17 protein-coding genes are annotated in these 19,525 nt (G+C 66.6%); 7 read left to right on the forward strand and 10 right to left on the reverse strand.

What is annotated here, in order from left to right; translation table 11 throughout:
* Positions 1-36: 36 nt before the first annotated feature.
* Positions 37-804 carry a bifunctional 2-polyprenyl-6-hydroxyphenol methylase/3-demethylubiquinol 3-O-methyltransferase UbiG gene (locus tag N6C22_RS05700; RefSeq protein WP_261650041.1) on the forward strand — a complete coding sequence of 256 codons (768 nt, stop codon included), beginning with the start codon at positions 37-39 and terminating at the stop codon, positions 802-804.
* Positions 805-819: 15 nt separating this feature from the next.
* On the opposite strand, the gene N6C22_RS05705 is transcribed toward N6C22_RS05700, so the two are convergent.
* Positions 820-1,017 (reverse strand): heavy-metal-associated domain-containing protein, encoded by a 198-nt coding sequence (locus N6C22_RS05705; protein ID WP_261650043.1) that lies wholly within the window; start codon positions 1,015-1,017, stop codon positions 820-822.
* A gap of 130 nt (positions 1,018-1,147) precedes the next feature.
* On the opposite strand from N6C22_RS05705, the gene N6C22_RS05710 reads away from it, so the two are divergent.
* Both N6C22_RS05710 and N6C22_RS05715 read left to right on the forward strand, forming a co-directional pair.
* Positions 1,148-1,738, forward strand: coding sequence for an AsnC family transcriptional regulator (locus tag N6C22_RS05710; protein ID WP_261650044.1), 591 nt, complete (start codon positions 1,148-1,150; stop codon positions 1,736-1,738).
* A gap of 122 nt (positions 1,739-1,860) precedes the next feature.
* Positions 1,861-4,431 (forward strand): heavy metal translocating P-type ATPase, encoded by a 2,571-nt coding sequence (locus tag N6C22_RS05715; RefSeq protein ID WP_261650046.1) that lies wholly within the window; start codon positions 1,861-1,863, stop codon positions 4,429-4,431.
* 208 nt (positions 4,432-4,639) lie between these two features.
* Here the strand turns inward: N6C22_RS05715 and N6C22_RS05720 are convergent, their stop codons facing one another.
* Positions 4,640-5,335, reverse strand: coding sequence for a twin-arginine translocation signal domain-containing protein (locus N6C22_RS05720; RefSeq protein WP_261650047.1), 696 nt, complete (start codon positions 5,333-5,335; stop codon positions 4,640-4,642).
* 414 nt (positions 5,336-5,749) lie between these two features.
* Positions 5,750-6,925, reverse strand: coding sequence for a M48 family metallopeptidase (locus N6C22_RS05725; protein ID WP_261650048.1), 1,176 nt, complete (start codon positions 6,923-6,925; stop codon positions 5,750-5,752).
* 153 nt (positions 6,926-7,078) lie between these two features.
* Between N6C22_RS05725 and N6C22_RS05730 the strand changes: the two genes are divergently transcribed.
* Positions 7,079-7,597 carry a hypothetical protein gene (locus N6C22_RS05730; RefSeq protein WP_261650050.1) on the forward strand — a complete coding sequence of 173 codons (519 nt, stop codon included), beginning with the start codon at positions 7,079-7,081 and terminating at the stop codon, positions 7,595-7,597.
* Here N6C22_RS05730 and gfo6 read toward each other — a convergent pair.
* The 4 genes from gfo6 to N6C22_RS05750 all read right to left on the reverse strand — a co-directional run bounded on the left by gfo6 (position 7,590) and on the right by N6C22_RS05750 (position 12,634).
* Positions 7,590-8,684 carry a D-xylose 1-dehydrogenase Gfo6 gene (gfo6, locus tag N6C22_RS05735; protein WP_261650051.1) on the reverse strand — a complete coding sequence of 365 codons (1,095 nt, stop codon included), beginning with the start codon at positions 8,682-8,684 and terminating at the stop codon, positions 7,590-7,592. The two genes, N6C22_RS05730 and gfo6, sit on opposite strands and share 8 nt — an antisense overlap.
* Positions 8,685-8,752: 68 nt before the next feature.
* Positions 8,753-10,618, reverse strand: a complete 1,866-nt coding sequence (locus N6C22_RS05740) for an ABC transporter ATP-binding protein (RefSeq protein ID WP_369684431.1) — start codon at positions 10,616-10,618, stop codon at positions 8,753-8,755.
* Positions 10,619-10,895: 277 nt separating this feature from the next.
* On the reverse strand, positions 10,896-11,963 hold the full coding sequence (locus tag N6C22_RS05745) for a guanosine monophosphate reductase (RefSeq protein ID WP_261650054.1): 1,068 nt from the start codon (positions 11,961-11,963) through the stop codon (positions 10,896-10,898).
* A 65-nt stretch (positions 11,964-12,028) separates the two neighbouring features.
* Positions 12,029-12,634, reverse strand: a complete 606-nt coding sequence (locus tag N6C22_RS05750) for a type VI secretion system tube protein Hcp (RefSeq protein ID WP_261650057.1) — start codon at positions 12,632-12,634, stop codon at positions 12,029-12,031.
* Between the two features lie 155 nt (positions 12,635-12,789).
* Here N6C22_RS05750 and N6C22_RS05755 point away from each other — a divergent pair, with 155 nt between their 5' ends.
* Both N6C22_RS05755 and N6C22_RS05760 read left to right on the forward strand, forming a co-directional pair.
* The gene (locus tag N6C22_RS05755; protein ID WP_261650059.1) at positions 12,790-13,152 is read left to right on the forward strand and encodes an SHOCT domain-containing protein; all 363 of its coding nucleotides are present in this window, start codon (positions 12,790-12,792) and stop codon (positions 13,150-13,152) included.
* Between the two features lie 70 nt (positions 13,153-13,222).
* Entirely contained in the window at positions 13,223-13,885 is a 663-nt protein-coding gene (locus N6C22_RS05760) for a DUF4396 domain-containing protein (protein ID WP_261650060.1), read from the forward strand.
* 21 nt (positions 13,886-13,906) lie between these two features.
* Here the strand turns inward: N6C22_RS05760 and N6C22_RS05765 are convergent, their stop codons facing one another.
* The 3 genes from N6C22_RS05765 to N6C22_RS05775 form a co-directional block, all read right to left on the reverse strand.
* Positions 13,907-14,722 carry a DUF4097 family beta strand repeat-containing protein gene (locus N6C22_RS05765; RefSeq protein WP_261650061.1) on the reverse strand — a complete coding sequence of 272 codons (816 nt, stop codon included), beginning with the start codon at positions 14,720-14,722 and terminating at the stop codon, positions 13,907-13,909.
* A 193-nt stretch (positions 14,723-14,915) separates the two neighbouring features.
* The gene (locus tag N6C22_RS05770; RefSeq protein WP_261650062.1) at positions 14,916-16,943 is read right to left on the reverse strand and encodes a bifunctional UDP-sugar hydrolase/5'-nucleotidase; all 2,028 of its coding nucleotides are present in this window, start codon (positions 16,941-16,943) and stop codon (positions 14,916-14,918) included.
* A 249-nt stretch (positions 16,944-17,192) separates the two neighbouring features.
* Positions 17,193-17,846, reverse strand: a complete 654-nt coding sequence (locus tag N6C22_RS05775; protein ID WP_261650063.1) for a lactate utilization protein — start codon at positions 17,844-17,846, stop codon at positions 17,193-17,195.
* A 188-nt stretch (positions 17,847-18,034) separates the two neighbouring features.
* On the opposite strand from N6C22_RS05775, the gene N6C22_RS05780 reads away from it, so the two are divergent.
* The gene (locus N6C22_RS05780; protein ID WP_261650064.1) at positions 18,035-19,513 is read left to right on the forward strand and encodes an AMP phosphorylase; all 1,479 of its coding nucleotides are present in this window, start codon (positions 18,035-18,037) and stop codon (positions 19,511-19,513) included.
* The last annotated feature ends 12 nt before the right edge of the window (positions 19,514-19,525 follow it).

Consider the following 19,525-nt stretch of genomic DNA (forward strand, 5'->3'; position numbering starts at 1 on the left):
GCAGTTCTTTTCTGCCGACGCTACGAAATCCACCCGATGACCCACTGGACCGAGGAGATGTTCGTCGACCACCCCGAGGTGTTCGCGGTGACGATGCGCCAGCGCGTCGACGATGCCGCCGAGCAGGTCGAGCAGTTGCTCGCCCTCGTCGGCGAGCACGGCGTCGTGCCCGAGACCGCCCTGGACGTTGCCTGTGGCATCGGCCGGCACGCGGTCGAACTCGCCGACGCGGGCGTATCGGTCCGGGGTGTCGACATCTCGCCGCACTACGTCGAGACCGCCCGGGAGCGCGCCGCGGATGCAGACGTGGCCGACCGGGCGACCTTCGAAGTGGGGGATATGCGCGACCTCGGCACGGTCGAGGGCGAGTACGACCTCGTCACCAACATGTGGACCGCGTTCGGCTACTTCGACGAGGACACCAACGAGGCGGTCGCGGCAGGCCTGCACGAGACGGTCGCCGACGACGGTGTGCTGGTGATGGAACTCGTCAACAAGGAGGCGACGATGGCGAACTACCGGAACTCCTTCGCGGGCCGGGACGACGACCTCCTCCACGTTGAGGAGACGGAGTACACGCCGGCGACCGGGCGGATGGAGACGACGCTGACGCTGTTCGAGGAGCAAGCGGAGGGGTACGACCACGTCGGTGAGGTGTCGTGGGATTTGCGGCTCTACGCCCCGTCGGAGCTTCGCCGCCTGCTCGAACGGGCTGGCTTCTCCGAGGTGTCCCTGTACGGCGGCCTCGACGGGAGCGACCTGGAGCGCGAGACGCACCGGCTGGTCGTGGTCGCGGAACCCTGACGAAAACGGGGTGTCTCAGGCCGAGGCGTCGTAGCCGGCGTCCTCGACGGCTGCCACGAGGTCGTCGACCTGTGCGTCACCGGTCACCGTGACCGAGTTCGTCTCGTTGTCTGCGGTCGCATCCTCGACGCCAGCCACGTCGAGCAGCGCGTCCTCGACGGTCTGTTCGCAGTGGCCACAGCTCATGCCATCCACCGTCAGTTTCTGGCTCATAGACGAGGGTAGGGGGAGGACGACTATTCCACTTTTCGTTCGCGGTTTAGCACTATCGCTCCGATTCGACTTTCGAATCCAAAGCGAAATCTGCCGAACACTCTTGACTCTGCGCCTCGTCTTGCGAACCATGCGCGACCTCGACGATACCGACATGGAGATCCTGCAAGCGCTCGCGGCTGACGCCCGGCGGTCGTTCGCCGATATCGGCGAGCAGGTCGGGCTCTCCGGCCCCGCGGTCTCGGACCGGGTGAAACGACTGCAGGAGGTCGGAATCGTCCGCGGGTTCACCGTGGACGTGGACCGCTCGCAGCTACGCGAGGGAACGCCCGTGCTGGTTCACCTCGACCTCGATGCAGGGATGGCAGATGCGGTCAAGGCGGACCTCCGCGACTCGGAGCCGGTCGAACACCTGTTCACCGCCGCCGACGGTGACCTGACGTTCCACGCCCGGGTTCCGGATACGGCGGTCCACCGGTGGCTCGCGTCCGTGACGGACACCACGCTCATCCAGGACGTCTCGGTGGAACTGCTGTCGAACGTGGACTGGTCGCCGAGCGTCGGCGGCACCGAGTTCGCCCTCGAGTGCGCCGAGTGCGGCAACACCGTCACCAGCGAGGGCGTCTCGGCGCGGGTCGGCGAGTCGGTGTACAACTTCTGCTGTACGTCCTGTGAGGGTCGGTTCCGCGACCGGTTCGAGCGACTGGAGGAGGCCGCCTAAGACGGGCTCGATACTGGCGCGAAACGCGACCTGTAGCTTCGAATTGAAGTTCGAGTGGTGGTTTCGACGCGGGTATCGAAAGCACAACCCGATTGAAAGAGGAACCCGTAGTCTCTACCAAGATGCCAGAACGGACTATCCAACTCGAAATCTCCGGCATGTCCTGTGCCAACTGCTCGTCTACGGTGCAGGACGCCGTCTCGTCGCTCGACGGGGTAGGCGAGGCGTCGGTCAACTTCGCGACCGACGAGGGCAGCGTCACCTACGACTCCAGCGAGGTGAGTCTCGCCGAGGTCTTCGCCGCCATCCGCGACGCCGGTTACGAGCCGGTCTCGGAGACCACGACCATCGGTATCACCGACATGTCGTGTGCGAACTGCGCGGAGACCATCGATGACGCGCTGGAGCGGACTCCCGGAATCGTCCGGGCCGACGTGAACTTCGCCACCGACGAGGCCAGCATCGAGTACGTCCCCGGCGCGGTCTCGCGCCGAGACCTCTACCAGGCCATCGAGGACGCGGGCTACACGCCGGTCCGCGACGAGGACGCCGACAGCGAAGACGAGGCGCGCGAGTCGGCGCGTGACGCCGAGATTCGCAAGCAGAAGCGGCTGACGCTCATCGGGGCCGCCTTCGCCGCGCCGCTGCTGTTCATGCTCCTGGAGCACTTCTTCTTCCCCGGCGTGCTCCCCGAGACGGTGCCGGGCACCGACCTCGTGATAGGCTGGGCCGCCTTCGCGCTCGCGACGCCGGTCCAGTACCTGCTCGGCAAGCCGTTCTACGTCAACTCCTACAAGGCGCTGGTGAAGAACCGGACCGCGAACATGGACGTGCTCATCGCGCTCGGGTCGTCGACGGCGTACTTCTACAGCCTCGGCGTGCTGGTGTTCGCGGTCGAGGGCGCGGGGCTGTACTTCGACACGGCCGCGCTCATCCTCGTGTTCATCACGCTCGGGAACTACCTCGAAGCCCGCTCGAAGGGGCAGGCCAGCGAGGCGCTTCGCTCCCTACTGGAGATGGAGGCCGACACCGCAACCATCGTCGACGAGGACGGGACCGAGCGCGAGGTCCCTCTGGAAGACGTGCAGGTCGGCGACCGCATGAAGGTCCGCCCCGGCGAGAAGATTCCCACCGACGGCGTGGTCGTGGAGGGTGATTCCGCGGTCGACGAGTCGATGGTCACCGGCGAATCGGTGCCCGTCTCGAAAGAGGCCGGCGACGAGGTCGTCGGGTCGACCATCAACGAGAACGGCGTGCTCGTGGTCGAGGCCACGAAGGTCGGCGAGGACACGGCCATCCAGCAGATCGTCAAGACGGTCAAGGAGGCCCAGTCGCGCCAGCCCGAGATCCAGAACCTCGCGGACCGCATCTCGGCGTACTTCGTCCCCGCGGTCATCGCGAACGCCCTGTTCTGGGGCGCGGTCTGGTACGTCGCCCCGACCGCCCTCACGGAGTTCGTGAACGCCCTGCCCCTGTGGAGCGTCATATTGGGTGGCCCGACCGCCATCGGCACGCAGGAGTTCGCCATCATCGTGTTCGCCTCCGCCGTGCTCATCGCCTGTCCCTGTGCGCTCGGGCTGGCGACCCCCGCGGCAACCATGGTCGGGACGACCATCGGCGCACAGAACGGCGTCCTGTTCAAGGGCGGTGACATCCTCGAGCGCGTCAAGGACGTCGAGACGGTCGTCTTCGACAAGACCGGGACCCTGACCACCGGTGAGATGCGCCTGACCGACGTGGTCGTGGTAGACGACGCAAGAACTGATGGGGCGGGCACCACCACGACCGAGCCCGAGACCCTGGACCAGGACTTCGTCCTGCGGATGGCCGCCTCTGCCGAGCAGAACAGCGAACACCCGCTCGCCCGGGCCATCGTCGAGGGCGCGAGAGAGCGCGGCATCGACCTCGCTGACGCCGACGACTTCGAGAACGTCCCCGGGAAGGGCATCGTCGCCACGGTCGAGGGGAAGGAGGTTCGCGTCGGCAAGCGCGAACTGCTCGAATCGGCGGACATCGACACTGCCCCCGCCGAGGACGCGATGAACCGGCTGGAGAGCGAGGGGAAGACGGCGATGCTGGTCGCGGTCGAGGACCGCGTGGCCGGCGTCGTCGCCGACGCCGACACCGTGAAAGACACCGCGAAGGAAGCCGTCTCGGCCCTCCAGAAGCGCGGCGTCACGGTCCACATGATCACCGGTGACAACGAGCGGACCGCCCGCGCGGTCGCCGAGGAGGTCGGTATCGACCCCGAGAACGTCAGTGCTGGCGTCCTCCCCGAGGACAAGGCCGACGCGGTCGACGCCATCCAGCAGGACGGCACGAAGGCCATGATGGTCGGGGACGGCGTGAACGACGCGCCCGCCCTCGCGACCGCCTTCGTCGGCACCGCCATCGGGTCCGGGACCGACGTGGCCATCGAGGCCGCCGACGTGACCCTGATGCGCGACGACCCGCTCGACGTGGTGAAGGCCATCCGCATCTCCGACGGCACGCTCCAGAAGATTCAGCAGAACCTGTTCTGGGCGCTCGGCTACAACACCGCGATGATTCCGCTGGCCTCGCTGGGCCTGCTCCAGCCCGTGCTGGCTGCGGGCGCGATGGCGCTCTCGTCGGTGTCCGTGCTCGCGAACAGCCTGCTGTTCCGGCGGTACACGCCCGACCACGACTACGAGTTGTTGGGTTGGCTGCGCTGAGGGCTGAGGCCGGGTTTGGAGACTATTCGGCAGACACAGACCTCTGAGTCTGTCAAAGAGGCCTCTTTCCAGCTGGCCAGTGTCAGCCCCGATTCGCGTCTTTAGCACCGCCCCTGAGAAAGATCGCTGATTGGGGGTTCAACATAGCAGATCAGCACACAAACTCAACAGACCTGATAATAAAGCGGAGGAGGTCAAGATTGTGTCCTTACCGCTTCTCAAGGACGAAGGTCTCGGTCCGTGGTTCCTGAAGTTCAATCTCTCGCTCGTAGGTGCGATCCACGAAGTGTCCATCATCGGCTGGTGGACTAACCTGTACCAGGACATCCCCTACTAACTCGGTTCCTGGATGGTCTGCGTCTGCATACTGCAGTAACCCTGAACTGTTGGTGGTGTGGGTTCCCGAACCCCAGCCCCCGCCGAATCGACGCTGTACGACTCGAACTCTGGCATCTTCGATGGGCGAGCCTGCTTCATCGGTTGCAAGCACCTGAAGCAAGTATGCTTCTGGCAGCTGGAACGTTCCCAGGTTCACTGGGCGATTTGAAACATCGACACAACATTGGAGGTAGTAAATATCTGGAGAACCATCCTGTTTTGGAGACGGAATACGTCTCGCATTGGGGGTCATCTGATAGTATCCAACAGCCACGTTTCTGGGTTGATTGAGTTCCAGATCGAATACACCTCCGTCGTTGGTTTCGATATAGTTCACTCGAAGATTGCGTCCTGCAACTCCAACAAAATCCCTTCTCGCTGGCTTCTTGTTCGTTTTCTGTACTCTCCCATGAATCTGTAGATTAGCTGCTCGGCTACTTGCAGCGGTTCCTGCAATTCCGGCCAACCCCACTCCTGCCGTGATGCCGGCCCGCTTCAAGAACCGACGCCGGTTGATATCGTTCATTTCGTACCTCCAATATCAACTTCGAATTACTACCACTTCTATAATTATGAATTTTGGCTTATATGTGGGGGATAGAATCGTGTACTTGGACACGGTCTCGATTCAAATAAAAACACACAAGTTGGAAATTCTATACATACGTCCCAAACTCCTAATGTGTCTACAATAGAACAAACTTGTTAGGATTAGATAACCGTCTCCTCCTTGGCTGATGGTGGGCTCAATTCACGCCCTGTATTCAGCACGGTACTGTGAAGCTTAAATCAGGTTCCAGGAGCAGGGGCGTTTCATTCGTACTCTCAGGCTGTCGGCGCACTCACCACTCGAAGTAGAAGTTACCGAGCGTCGTTCGCTGCACACATCCTCTCCGTTCAGCAGGACGTTCGTCTCATCATCCGCTGGCTTCGACGGGACCTACGATTCCAACTCCCTCGCTAACCGCTGCAACCGCTCGATTCTGTCCTGCGTCGACGGATGCGTCCGGAACGGAAAGCTGCGCCCGTCCGGGTCCAGCGTCGGCACGATGTCCAGCGCCGCGTACGCCTCCGACCACTCCCGGGGGTCTTCCTGTGGAATCCCGTGTTCGTCGTCCAGCCGGGACAGCGCGCTCGCGAGCGCAGCCGGGTTCCCGGTCAACTCGGCCGCCCCGGCGTCGGCGGCCCACTCTCGACCTCTGGAGAGGAACGCGACGCCGAACTCGCCGTACCGGAGCGCCATCCGCACGAACAGGTTGAACACCACGTCGCCGGGGTCGTTCGGGTTCTCGTCGATGTACAGCCCCTCGGCGTACACAATCGGCGCGAGCGCGGTCGCCATCACCCGGCTGTCGCCGTTCGCGAGGTGGCTGACCTCGTGAGCCAGCACAGCTTCGAGTTCGTCGTCGGGAAGCAGGTCGAGCAGGCCCTGGGAGACGACGAGGAGGGCCGACGAACCGGACCCGACGGTGAACGCTTCGGGCCTGCCGCGGGGCGTGACCTGCACGGACGGTGCGGGGACGTTCCCCTGCCGGGCGAGTCTGGCGACCATCCCGGGGAGTCGCTCGTCCACCTCGTCGGCCGGGACCGCGTCCGAGATGGAGCGTTCCTGCAGTGACTGAACCGTCCCGCGGACACCGAGAACGAAGCCGTAGATGCCGAGCAGGAAGCCGATGGCGAGCACGCCGATTCCCAGGTAGAACGGGCTGAGAACCGAGAGGACGGCGAGCGTGATGGCCGCAGCGCTCTCGATGAGGAGGGAGTACAGCGCCCCCAGAACGACGACGACGATGGCCGCCTGGGGAACGTCCGAGGGCGGGAGGAGGTAGTCGTTTGTGGTGTGATGGGCGACACGCTCCCAGCCAACGTAGACGACGAAGAGAACGGCGAACGCGGCGACGGCCACGATGCCCGGATGGATGTCGAGTACGGTCGAGAGCCGCGGGGCGTCGAGCGCGAACGTCGCCACCTTCGAGGGAATCCAGCCCACCACACCGAGCAGGAGCGCCGACCCGAGCACGCCGGTCACCAGCGCCACCCAGACCGACAGCGAGGCGACTATCGCCGTGGCGACGACCATCCGAACGACCAGAGAGAGGCGCAGCCGCAGGTCCATACGAACATCTCAGAACAGCAGAGTTTCAACGTTCCGGCTGTCCCGTGATGGTCGGGGTCGGAGATATCGTCGCCGACTGGTCCGGCTGGAGTGAGCGCGTGGCTATCCTGTGGCAGGCCGGGGTTTTTCTCCGCTCGAAGCCTTAGAGAACACATGATTCTCTCCCCGATACAGGTATCCGGTCTCCTCCTGCAGGTACAGGGCAACGGCGTCAACGTCGACGTGAACCCCGCCTTCGGCCTCGTCGGGAGCGCCATCAGTGCGTTCCTGACGACGCTGCTCGTCGGGGCCATCCTCGTCGCGCTGGCCCCGAAGTACACCGAGAAGATGATGGACCGGGTCCGCGCCGAACCCATCGGCTCGGCCATCTACGGCATCGTTCTGCTGGTGCTCCTGCTGCTCGTGATGCTCATCCTCGTCATCACCATCATCGGCATCCTGTTCGCCATCCCGCTCGGCATCGTGGTGTTCGTGGCCTGGGCGATCGGCGCGGCCATCGCCTACCTGGCCATCGCGGAACGACTCGTCGGGCTCGAGGACGGCTGGCTGAAGCCCCTGCTGGTCGGTGCAGCCATCAACGGCGGGCTCGCGCTGACTGGCATCGGCGGCATCGTCTCGTTCTGTATCGGTGCGGCCGGCTTCGGCGCGGTCCTGCGGAACTGGCTCAGCTGAGCGCCACGTCGACCACTCGTTCTTCGTCAGCTGCCTCGTAGATCGCTTCGACGAGTTCCATGTCGCGGACGCCCTCGGCCGCGCCGGCGATGGGTTCCTCGCCCCGGAGCACGCACTGGGCGAAGTAGTCGAACTGCGGCGGGAGCTGGTCGACCGCGCCGAGTTCGACCGTCTCGGTCATCCCGTCGCGTTCCAGCGTCACGGTCTGCTCGTTCCCTTCCACGAACACCGGGTCGAGTGTGATGCGGCCCTCGGTCCCCGTGATGCGAAGCTGGTGACCCTCGTAGGCGTTGAAGCTGGCGTTGCACTGGGCCTGCACGCCGTTCTCGAAGGCGAACTGGAACGAGACGTGTTCGTCCACGTCGGCGAATGCAGCATCTGGGCTCGCGGTCATCGCCGCGACGCTGACCGGCTCCGAGTCGAGAACGAACCGCGTCGTGTTGAGCGGGTAGAGCCCGATGTCGGTGAGGGCGCCGCCGCCCGAGAGGCCCTTGTCGAGTCGCCAGCTCTCGTCCGGCTGGCTCGGGTCGTCGAGCATCCGGAACGAGAAGGACCCGTGGATGTGGACTGGGTCGCCGATGAACCCCGAGTCGACCAGCTCGCGGGCCCGCCGGACCGCCGGCCCGAACTGCATCCGGTAGGCGACCATGAACGGGATGCCGGCCTCGTCGACCGTCTTCGCGATGCGTTCCGCGCCGTCTCGCGTCGCCGCCATCGCCTTCTCACACAGCACCGCCTTCCCGAGCCTGGCGGCGGTCTCGACGTACGGTTCGTGGAGGGCGTGGGGGGTCACGACGTACACCGCGTCGTAGTCTTCGGCGGCGACACCGTCGTGGTACTCGTCGTAGGTGATGGCACGGGCCATGTCGAACTCGTCGGCGACCGATTCGGCCTTCTCGGGTGAACTGCTCACTGCCACGGTCGTCTCGCAGTTCGTGGCGGCGGCGAACGCCGGGAGGGCGTACTCCCGGGCGAAGCCGCCGAGGCCGACGACCGCGAACTCGACGGGACCGTCCTCGACGGGTTTGCGCCAGTCTTCGCGATGCCACTCGTCGAATCGACCGCTTGAAACGGGGTCCCCTGTCATCGTTCTCGCGTGCAGGCACGTCGGAGCCGTGAAGGATAGTTCTGCTCCCTGCGGAAATCGGGGACTGGTCACACCGCGGACTCTTCGCCGCCGTCACCACCTTCTCCATCGGACAGCAACCGCCGCACCAGCCTCTCGGCGTCGCCCTCGAACTCGCCGGCTTGCACGCTCCACAAGGTCGCGTACAGCCCACCCTCGGCCACGAGTTCGTCGTGGGTACCACGCTCGACGATACGGCCGTCCTCGACCACCAGAATCTGGTCGGCGTTGCGAACGGTCGAGAGCCGGTGGGCGATGACGAACGTGGTCCGGTCCGCGGTGAGCCGGGTCAGGGCGCGCTGGATGTACAGTTCGGTCTCGGTATCGACGGCAGAGGTGGCCTCGTCCAGCACCAGAATCGCGGGGTCCTGCAGCATCGCCCGCGCGAGGGACAGTCGCTGGCGCTGCCCACCGGAGAGCTTCACGCCGCGCTCGCCGATGCGGGTGTCGTAGCCCTCCGGCAGATCAAGCACGAACTCGTGCGCCTCGGCGGCCTGTGCGGCGGCGCGAATCTCCTCCTCGGTCGCGTCGAAGCTCCCGTAGGCGATGTTCTCGGTCACACTCCCGTCGAACAGGAACACGTCCTGGCTGACGTAGCCGACGTGGTCGCGCAGGCTGTCGAACGAGAGGTCGCGCACGTCGTGGCCGTCCACCCGGATCGCGCCGGAATTCACGTCGTAAAGCCGGAGCAGGAGCTTCGCGGCGGTCGATTTACCTGCACCTGTCGGGCCGACGAAGGCGACGGTGTCGCCCGGTTCAGCAGTAAAAGTTACGTCGTGCAGAACCTGCTCGCCGTCGACGTAGCCGAAGTCGACGTGGTCGTACTCGACCCGGCCCGTGACGGTGTCGAGGGTAGTGGGTCCCTCGGACTCGGCGACGGTGACCGGGAGGTCCTTCAGCCCGAAGATGCGTTCGCCGGAGGCCCGGGCGTTCTCGTAGGAGTTGACGATGCGGCCCATGCCGGCGAGGGGGTCGACGAACCGCTGGGTCATGAACAGGAACGTGACGAACTCGCCGACGTAGAGGGTCCCCGAGAACCCCGGCGGCGGCCCGGCGACGAGCCAGTAGCCGCCGAGCAGGAACGTCGCGGCGAAGGCGACGCCCGCCAGCAGGTCCATCCCCGGCTGGTAGAGATACTCGAGACGAGCCACCGCCCAAGTTCGCTCGTAGATGTCCCACGATGCGTCGGTGACGCGGCCGTCCTCGTACTCGCCGGTGTTGCTCGTCTTGATGACCTCCATCCCGCTGAGGTTGTTTTCTAACCTCGTATTCAGGTCGCCGAAGCTGGAACGCAGCGACCGGTAGAGCGGCCGAATCGTCCGCATGAACCAGACAGTGAATGTGAGCAGTAGGGGTACCCCGACCAGCGTGACGAGGGCCAGTTGCCAGTTGAGGTAGAACAGCAGGGCCGCAATGCCGAACACGGTCACGACGAGCTGGATGGCTCCCGAGACGGTGCCGTTCAGGAACTGCTTGAGGTTCCGCACGTCGTTGTTGAGGACGGACATCACCTGTCCGGTCTGCTTGTCGTCGAAGAAGGCCATGTCGAGCCGTTGCATCGCCCGGTAGGTGTCGGTCCGCAGGGCGTGTTGCACCCGGTTCGAGAACAGCGAGAGGCTGACGCCCTGGGTCCAGCCGAAGACGACGCTGCCGACGAAGGCACCGACGATGAGCGCGACCGAGAGCCAGAGCTGGTCGAGCGTCGTCGTCGGCAACAGGTCGGCGGGGACCAGTGGGAGCCGGAACGGCGTGTTGTCGTTGAACACCGAGTCGATGGCGATACCGAGCACCAGCGGCGGCACCAGGCCCACCAGGCGGGCGAACAGGCTCGTCACCAGCCCGAGGACGAACAGGTGCATGTCGTCGCGGCCGTAGGTCCGAAAGAGCCGGAGCATCGGGTCCGGGGCGTCCGCGTCGGGTTCGAAGGGGAGCGTCTCTCTGGCCGGTCTCATCGGGCCTCCGTCGGTGGCGGGGGTCGGCGCTCCCCGGTCGTGGTTCGACCGCGCCGAGAACCGAGTCCCGCGGCTGTGATGTGTCGTGTCGCCATGGCAGGTGGTGAAAGACGGCGTCCGCTGGCCGGAGCCGTCACTAACCCTACGTTAGGTTCCGACAGGATATAGCGAGAGCGGTACCCGGGGGCTCACCCACCCGAGCAGGCGGGAGACCGACGAATCAGTCGTCGGCCGCAGCGCCTTCTAGGTCGCCGTCGACCATCGCCGACACCGAGTGGATGCCCTCGCGGTCGCGGGCGCTCTCGGCGACCTGCACGAACTCGGCCTTCGACCGGGCCTCCGCGATGTCGCGGCCGCCACAGTACGAGAGCCCGGAGCGTACCCCCGACAGGAACTCGGTGAGGCGCGGGTCGAACGGCCCCGAAACCGGTGTGAGTGCCTCGACGCCCTCCCCGTGTTCGATGAGGAGCTCCTTGTCGCTGCGGTCGTGGTTCGCCGCCTCGCTCGCCATCCCACGCGAGACCTTGTAGCGCTCGCCGTCGAGCGTGACGACCCGTCCGGGGGCCTCGTCGGTGCCGGCGAAGTAGCCGCCCATCATCACCGCGTCGGCACCCGCCATGAGTGCCTTGACGGCGTCACCCGAGGACCGGATGCCGCCGTCCGCGATGATGGTGACACCGTGCTCCTCCGCTGCAGTCGCACAGTCGTCGACCGCGGTGAGCTGGGGCATCCCCGCTCCGGTCCGTTCCCGGGTGATGCAGTGCGAGCCGGGGCCGACGCCGACCTTGATGCAGTCCGCGCCGGCCGCGGCGAGGTCCTCGACACCCTGGGCCGTGACGACGTTCCCGACGATGAGTGGCGCGTCGGGGAACGCCTCGGCGAGTCGACGCGTCGCCTCCAGACAGATCTCGAGGTGGCCGTGTGCCACGTCGACCACGAGCGCGCAGGCCCCGGCGTCGAGACAGGCCGCGGCGCGCGCCTCGTAGTCCTCGTCGATACCGATGGCGACGGCCACGCGTTGGCCGGCCGCGACCACTGCCTCGACCTCCGCGACCTGCTCCTCGATGGTGCAGAATCGGTGGAGGACGCCGAGGCCGCCGCGGTTCGAGAGGGCCATCGCCAGGTCGGTTTCGGTCACCGTATCCATCGCGGCACTCACCACGGGGATGTCGAGTGTGAGCCCCGGCGCGAGCGTCGTCGAGAGGTCCACCTCGGTGCGACTCGCCACGGGAGAGCGCTGGGGGACGAGCAACACGTCGCCGTACGAGAGCCCGGTTCTGAGTTCCATCGTGCTGACCGCAGGCTAGAAGGACCGCCAGCAACCTAAACATACCGATTAATCGTTATAAATACCTATTCGACGTCGGCCTCGACCCGGTCGACCGCCATCGTGAGCCCGTCGTACTCCAGTTCGAGGGTCTCCATAGGCCACCCAGTCTCGCTATCGAAGCTGAGGCTGCTGGCGACGACGCGGACGTTCCGCATGGTCATCGTCATGGTCCGACCGCCCAGTTCGACCGTGAGGACGACCTCACCGAGGTTCCGGCCGCTGGTGGCCGCCTTCGTGAGCTTCGGCGTCGCCTTGTCGACCCGCTTGGTGATGGTGAGCGGTCTGTGCTGGACCCGGCCCCGACGGGCGACCCGGCCTTCCTCGCTGGCGACGCCCCACGACCACGACTCGATGTCTATCTCGCCGCGGTGTTTCCGGTCGGTCGATTCGCCCTCGATGTCGTCGAACTTGAGGTAGGCCCCGGCGGCCGCCGGTTGGGTGGGTTGGCTGCCACGGAGCCGCCCGCCGCGCCGGCCCGTCGTCGGCCGACCCGTCCGGACGCGGCTCTCGTCGTCGTCCTGCTCCTGCGCCCACGCCGCGGCGGGGATGGACCCACCGACTGCGGCGAGGGCGGCGAGCGCACCGATGCCTCGCACGAACGCGCGCCTGCTGGTCTGTCTGCTATCCATGTGAGAGGGTAGACCGCGAGGCGCGATTACCCGGCGGTAACCTTGGAGTCGTGTGGTCGACCGGAGATTCACGCCGGAGTCGAAGTCTCGGCGGGCGACAGAACCCGGGTCTCGAAAGGAGAATCGACGTGAACGATGCCACCGTATATACACACATGGACACTACTTCGGCACGGTCCGGCCTCGGTATCGTCGTGCTCCTGCTCGCGGCCGTGCTCCTCGTCCCGCTGCTGTTCGGCGGGATGATGGGCATGGGGATGGGCGGGAGCGGTGCGACCTGGCACGACCACTGGATGGGCTTCGACGGCCAGTGGTCGTGGTGGTGGTTCGCCGCCAGCCTCCTCGGCCGGCTGCTCGTCCTCGCCGTGGTCGTCGGCGGTGGCTACCTGTTGCTGACGTCGCTGGGCGGCGGGAGCGGTGGCGACCCGGCCCTCGACGAACTCCGCCGGGCGTACGCCCGCGGCGACCTGAGCGACGAGGAGTTCGACCGTCGTCGCGAGCGTCTCGAACGCGACTGAGCGGGCTCCGACGACCGAGCCAACCTGTCTTGCCCCGACCCTTCTCCGGCTGGCGTCGCCACGACCAGCCATGGTACAGGCACTCCTCCGGAATGTGCTGACCGACCCCGCGGTCCTCGCCGGCTGGGCCGCACTCGTGGCGGTCACGCTGGCCATCACGGTGTACGACCTGCGGACGAACAACGCCGAGCTCGCCCCCCTGATGCAGTTCGTCTGGGTGTTGACGGTGCTGTACGCCGGCCCGCTCGGGCTCGCGCTGTACGCCTACGCCGGCCGGACGCAGATCTCCCAGGACTCGCTCTGGCGGCGCGCCGGCCGGTCGGTCGCGCACTGCTTCTCGGGGTGTGGCCTGGGTGAAGTCGTCGGTATCGTCCTCGCCGCTGGGCTGCTTCGCCTGTCGACGCTCGGCGTCGCAGTCACGACGTTCGTCTTCGCCTACACCGCCGGCTTCGCGCTGACGGTGGGCCCGCTGGTACAGGAAGGGGTCGGCCTCACAGAGGCGGTGCTGGACGCGCTCTACAGCGAGACGCCATCCATCACCGTCATGGAGGTCGCAGCCATCGGGACCGACATCTGGGTCGCGGGCGAGGCTCACATCACCGAGCCGCTGTTCTGGGCCGGACTCGTCTTCTCGCTGAGTGTCGGGCTGGTCGTCGCCTACCCGGTGAACGCGTTCCTCGTCCACCATGGCGTCAAGGATGGGATGCAGAACCCGGCGGCGATGGCCGGGTGAGCGGTCGAGAAGGACCCGGACTCAGGCGCGGGTCACGGTGACCGACCCGTTCACCGCCGACGCCTCGACCTCGTAGCCGCCGTGGCCGTGGATCGCGAGGAGCCGGCGGAACGACTGGCTCGCGACCTCGAGCTCGCAGTCCTCGACCGAGACACGGCCGACCAGCGTCTCCGCCAGCACGTCGGCGTCGAGGCCCGCCGCGAGTCGTATCGTGAGCGAGCCGTTCGGCGAACTCACCTCGGCGTTCCGGCGCAGGGACCGGACCTCGACGTCGACCGACCCGTTCGCCGTCTCGGCGGCGTCGATGCCGGTGCAGCCGCGGGCCTCGACGCTCCCGTTGGCGGCGTGGAGCGAGACGAACCCGTCCACGTCGATGGCGTCGATGGACCCGTTGGCGACCTCGGCGTGGGTGTCACCCGAGACACTGTCGAGCGTCACGCTACCGTTCACGACTTCCACGTGGTCGACCGCGACGTCCGCCGGGATGGCGATGTCGAGGTCGGCTTTCGCCCGGACGTTCCGGACGGCCTCGCGGTCCTCGGGCTCGACGACGACGCGGAGTGTTCCGTCGGTCACCTCACAGGTGACGCGGAGTCGGTCGAGGTGGTCGGGGTCGGCGCGGGTCCGCTTGGTCGCGGTGACGGTGACGGTGTCAGCGTCGGTCAGTCGCAGCGTCGCGTCGCCATTGACGCTCTCGACGGTGAGGCGTTCGACCGTGGCCGCGTCGACCGTCTCCTCGACGGTGGTGGTGGTCTCCGTGCCGGTCCCGAGGGTCGCCCCTTCGACGATGCCGTCGACGAGCGAACCGAGGAAGCCGCGGTTGGATTCGGTGGGCATGGGAGCAGAGACGCCCGCTGACCGGGTATAAGTTCGCAGAATTCGGTTTCTGTTTCGACGGGAACCGAAACGAGCTTCTGTCGGGATTCTGCCGTGTCCGTGGCGCAAAAGAACGGGAGGTGCTTGGCTGCGAGGTGCTTGGCTGCGGGGTGCTTTGCTGGCGGTGCTGGTGCGGGTGTCGGCTGCCGACGGCTTACGCGGCGGGCGTGGCCGGCACGCCGGCGTCGACGTGGCCGCTGGCGGTCCCGGACCGGTCAGGACGGTCCTCGTCGGCACCGTGTCCAGCCTCGTCGGAGGCGGCCTCCCCGCCCGAGTCGCTCGCGCTCAAGTCGGCATTGACGACCGAGTGCTCGAAGTAGACCCGGTCGAACGCCGTCGTGTCGTACTTGCCGTACAGCTCCAGGGACCCGCCTTCGCCCGACATGCGCCGGAAGGCGGCGTTCTCGAAGGTGACCTCGATGGTCCCGTCGGTGAGGGTGACCGAGTCGGCGGCGAGGCGCTCGCCGCTGGCACCGTCGGTCACGTAGAAGCTATCGGGCACGGCCGCGGTCGTCCCGTTCGGCGCGTCGATGGTCACCGTCGCCATCCCCTTCTGCACCGAGATGTCCTCGACGTCGGTCACGCTGTCGACCCGCCGGATGCGGTTCGTGTCCTCGGGGGAGACGGGCGTGTTGTTCCGGATGTAGTCGAGCAGGGCGGTCCCGTACAGCGTGTTCGTCGTGCTGACGCGGGTCGCGTTCGTCAGGACCGAGTCGTCCCAGCCGGCCATGTAGGAGTTGACCGTGACGGTGTAGGTCTCGTCCTCGTCGAGCCGTTCGCCGTTCACCCACGCGTCGCGGATGTACGGTTCCTCGCCCTCGTGGCCGACCCATTCGTAGGTCACGCCGCTGACCTGGAGCTGGGCCTCCGACCCGAACCGCTGGCCGGTCTCGCTCTCCAGGGTGACGACCTGGCTGGCGAGCAGTTGCTTCAGCTCCGCCCCGGTCAACTCGACCGTCACGAGCGTGTTGCGGAACGGCAGGACGTTGTAGACGTCCCCGACGGTGACGTTTCCGGGGCCGTAGACGCTGTTCGAGCGGATGCCGCCGGCGTTCGTGATGGCGACCTCGGCACCGGTCTTGGCGCGGAAGCTGTCGCCGATCATGTTGCCGAGGGCGGTCTCGTCGTGGTAGTTCGAGGCGAAACGGGCGTCGAGCGGGACGGTCGTCCGGCCCGCGACCTCCTCGAGGGTGTCCTGGCGCGCCTTCGAGATGATGGTCGCGACCGTCTCGTTGCGCGGGACGTCCTCGGTGACGTTCAGCAGGCGACCGTTCCAGGCGGTCACGTCGCCGTCCTCGACCGTGAGGTTGACCTCGCCGACGTGCTCGGCGCGGGCCTCGGCCTCGACGATGACGGTCCCTGCGGTCTCCTGTGGCGGGTACTCGAGCTCGTCGTCACCGACGACGATGGCGTCGACGTGCTCGGTCTCGCGGGCCAGCGTCTTCGACTCGGGGATGCCGATGTGGGCCGCCGCGACGACCACGTCGACGTCGCGTTCCTCCTTCAGCATCGTGGCGTACTCGCTGGCCACGGTGGAGTAGTTCCGGAGTTCGTAGCCCTCCTCGTCGAAGTCGACGGCGGTCTTGGGCTTGATGGCCTCGTCGGCGAGCCCGACGATGCCGACCTTTACGCCGTCGCGCTCGACGATGGTGTAGGGTTCGGTGCCCGGGATGGGTTCACCCGTCTCCTCGTCGACGATGTTCGCCATCAGCCACGGGAACTCGGACTCGTTCGAGAAGTTCTCGACCGCGCCGAAGCCGTAGTCGAGGTCGTGGTTCCCGATGACCTCGGCGGCCGGGTCGAGGACGTTCAGCGCGGCCACGGGCGTCCGCCACTGCGTCAGCGGCGAGAGCGCGTGGGGGCTGACCTGGTCACCGCCGCCGACCACGACGGTCGGGTTGTCGTGGGCGGCCCGGCGCTCGTTCACGAGGTGGACCATCCGCGGGAAGGTCTGGTTCTCGACGGCCGCGGTCTGGATGTCGTTGTAGGTCAGCAACGTCAGCGTGGTCGAGTCGTTCGACTCGTTGTCGGGTGCCTCGGCCGCGAGCGAGGACCCGGTGGCGGGCGCGGTCGCACCGGCCCGTGTTTCGGGGGACGATACCGGTTCGGTCGCCGCCACCGGGCCGACAGCCCCGGCGGCGACGAGGAGCGTGACGAGTAACACCGTGAGTAACCGTCGCATGGCCAATAACCACTACTGATAACCGATATGTAAAAGTGTATATGTCGACACGAGAGTGGAACGGTCCAGAATATAGAATATGTACTGCTGGCTGGTCCGTGGCACTTGATTGCTTCTGGGCCTGTACTGGCCAGAAAAAGATTGTTCGGTTGAACTGTCTCGAAGTCGGGCCACTTCGATGGCAGGGTCCCGCGCTGGCCGCGATAGTCGAGGTGGTCGAGATGGCCGAGGTGGTTCCGGTACCGCCCGTCAGTACCCGAGGTTGTCGCGGACGAGCACGAGCGTCGTCCGGCCCTCCTCGGTCTCGTGCCGGTAGACGAGCTGCTTCGCGATGACGCTCTCCATCCCGTAGGCCTCCTGGGCACGGGCGTTCTCCAGCTCGTAGGCGAACTCCTCGATGCGGTCGAAGGCGGCGTCGAGGTCGTCGGTGATCTTGTTCACGCCCGAGACCAGCACGAGGTGCTGGGCGGCGAACGGGTACGCGCCGATACGGCTACCGGAGGCGTCGGCGGCGACGAGCTCACCGCTCTGGGCGATGGCGTTGACGCTCCCGAGGAAGTAGTCGGCGGTCTGGGCCTCGCGGCGGAACGTGTGGCGCTCGGCGTCGTCGTCGATGTTCCAGACCTCGTTGGAAAGATTCTCCCAGTCGTGGTCGCCCTCGTTGAGGTAGTCGACGAAGCCGATCTCTTCGAGGGTCGTGGAGTGCCCGTTCATCACGGAGACGTCGTCGGGAATCTGGTCGATGACGGCGTCGAGGGCTGCCTCGGCGTCGTCGACCACGACCACGTCGAACCCTCGGGCTTCGAGGTTCTCGACGGTCTCGTCGATGGTCGCGTCGTCGGGGAGCTGGTCGTACGATTCGTCGGCGGAGACGTCTTCGAGGTACTGCGATTTCTCTGACATAGATGTGTCTCGTGAGGGGGATACACGCAGGGGTGTGGCCGTGGTTCGGGCCGTGGTGCCCCTGGAACTGTCCTCGTTCTCAGCCTGGGACGGCACCATCATAAGCGCTCGCGGACGCCGGGTTCACCAGGTGACACCGGTGTCAGTGGCGGGCGAGCCTTTTCTCTCGTCCTCGCCTCAGAGTACGTATGCGACTCACCGCCACCGAGATAGACATCGGGACCCGGAACCCGACGGTCCTGCTCAACGGGGCGGACGCGGAGGAACTCGGCGTCCACGCGCTCGACCGCGTCCACCTGGCGTACGACGGCCGGACCACGGTCGGGCTGGTCGAGGTGACCGACCAGCTCGTCCCGCGGGGGACCATCGGCGTCACCGCGCGCCTCGCACACGTCACCGGCGAGGTCGACGTGAGCGCCGCCCCGAGACCGAATGCGGTGGCGTACATCCGCAAGAAGCTGGACGACATCGAACTGGAACCGGCCGAGATAGCCGCCATCGTGCGCGACATCGACGCGGACCGGCTGAGCGACGTGGAGCTCGGGGCGTACGCCACGGGCGTCTACACCAACGGGCTCTCGCGGGCGGAGACCACCGCACTCACCGAGGCGATGACCGAGGCGGGCGAGGTCATCGACTGGGGCGAGACGCCCATCGCCGACAAGCACTCTATCGGCGGGGTCGCGGGGAACCGGGTCACACCGATAATCGTCGCCATCGTCGCCGCCGCGGGCGTGAAGATACCCAAGACCTCCTCGCGGGCGGTCACGTCCCCGGCAGGGACCGCCGACACGATGGCGGTGTTCTGCGACGTGGAGTTCACCCTCGACGAGGTGAAAGACATCGTCGAGGAGACCAGCGGCTGTTTCGTCTGGGGCGGTGGCGTGAACCTCTCGCCGGTCGACGACAAGATAATCCGGGCCGAGACGCCGCTGTCGCTCGACCCGCCGGGCCAGCTCATGGCCTCGGTGCTCTCGAAGAAGAAGAGCGCGGGCTCGACCCACGTGCTCATCGACCTGCCCTACGGCGAGGGGGCGAAGGTCGAGAGCCTGGCCGAGGCGCGCGAACTCGCGGAGGACTTCCGGGTCGTCGGCGAGCACCTCGGGCTGACGATCGAATGCACCATCACGAAGGGCGAACAGCCGATCGGGCGGGGTATCGGGCCCGTCCTCGAAGCCCGCGACGTACTTCAGGTGCTGCAGGGTTCGGGCCCGACCGAACTCCGGCTGAAGGCCCTCCGACTCGCCGACATCCTGCTGGAGTGCTGTTGCGTCGACGCGGATGCAGCCAGTCTCCTCGATTCCGGCGAGGCACTCGCCACCTTCCGGCGCATCATCGCCGCCCAGGACGGCGACCCCGAGGTGACGCTCGACGACCTCCAGCCCGGGACCGAGACCGAGGTCATCCGTGCGGAGCGCGACGGCCTCGTCACGCACGTGGACAACCGGCTCGTGAGCGACATCGCCCGCCGGGCCGGGGCCCCACGGGATACGGGGGCGGGGCTGTCGCTGCACCGCCGCGTGGACGAGGAGGTGACCGCTGGCGACCCGCTGTTCACCATCTACGCCGAGCAGTCGGCGAAGCTGGCGGACGCGCACGAACTCGCCCGGCGCGTCGAGGCGGTCCGGGTCCGCCCGGCAGAGGACGCGCTCGTCGAGCGGCTCTGACCGGTTGCTCGC

The organism is Haloarchaeobius sp. HME9146 (assembly GCF_025399835.1).
Taxonomy (GTDB): Archaea; Halobacteriota; Halobacteria; order Halobacteriales; family Natrialbaceae; genus Haloarchaeobius.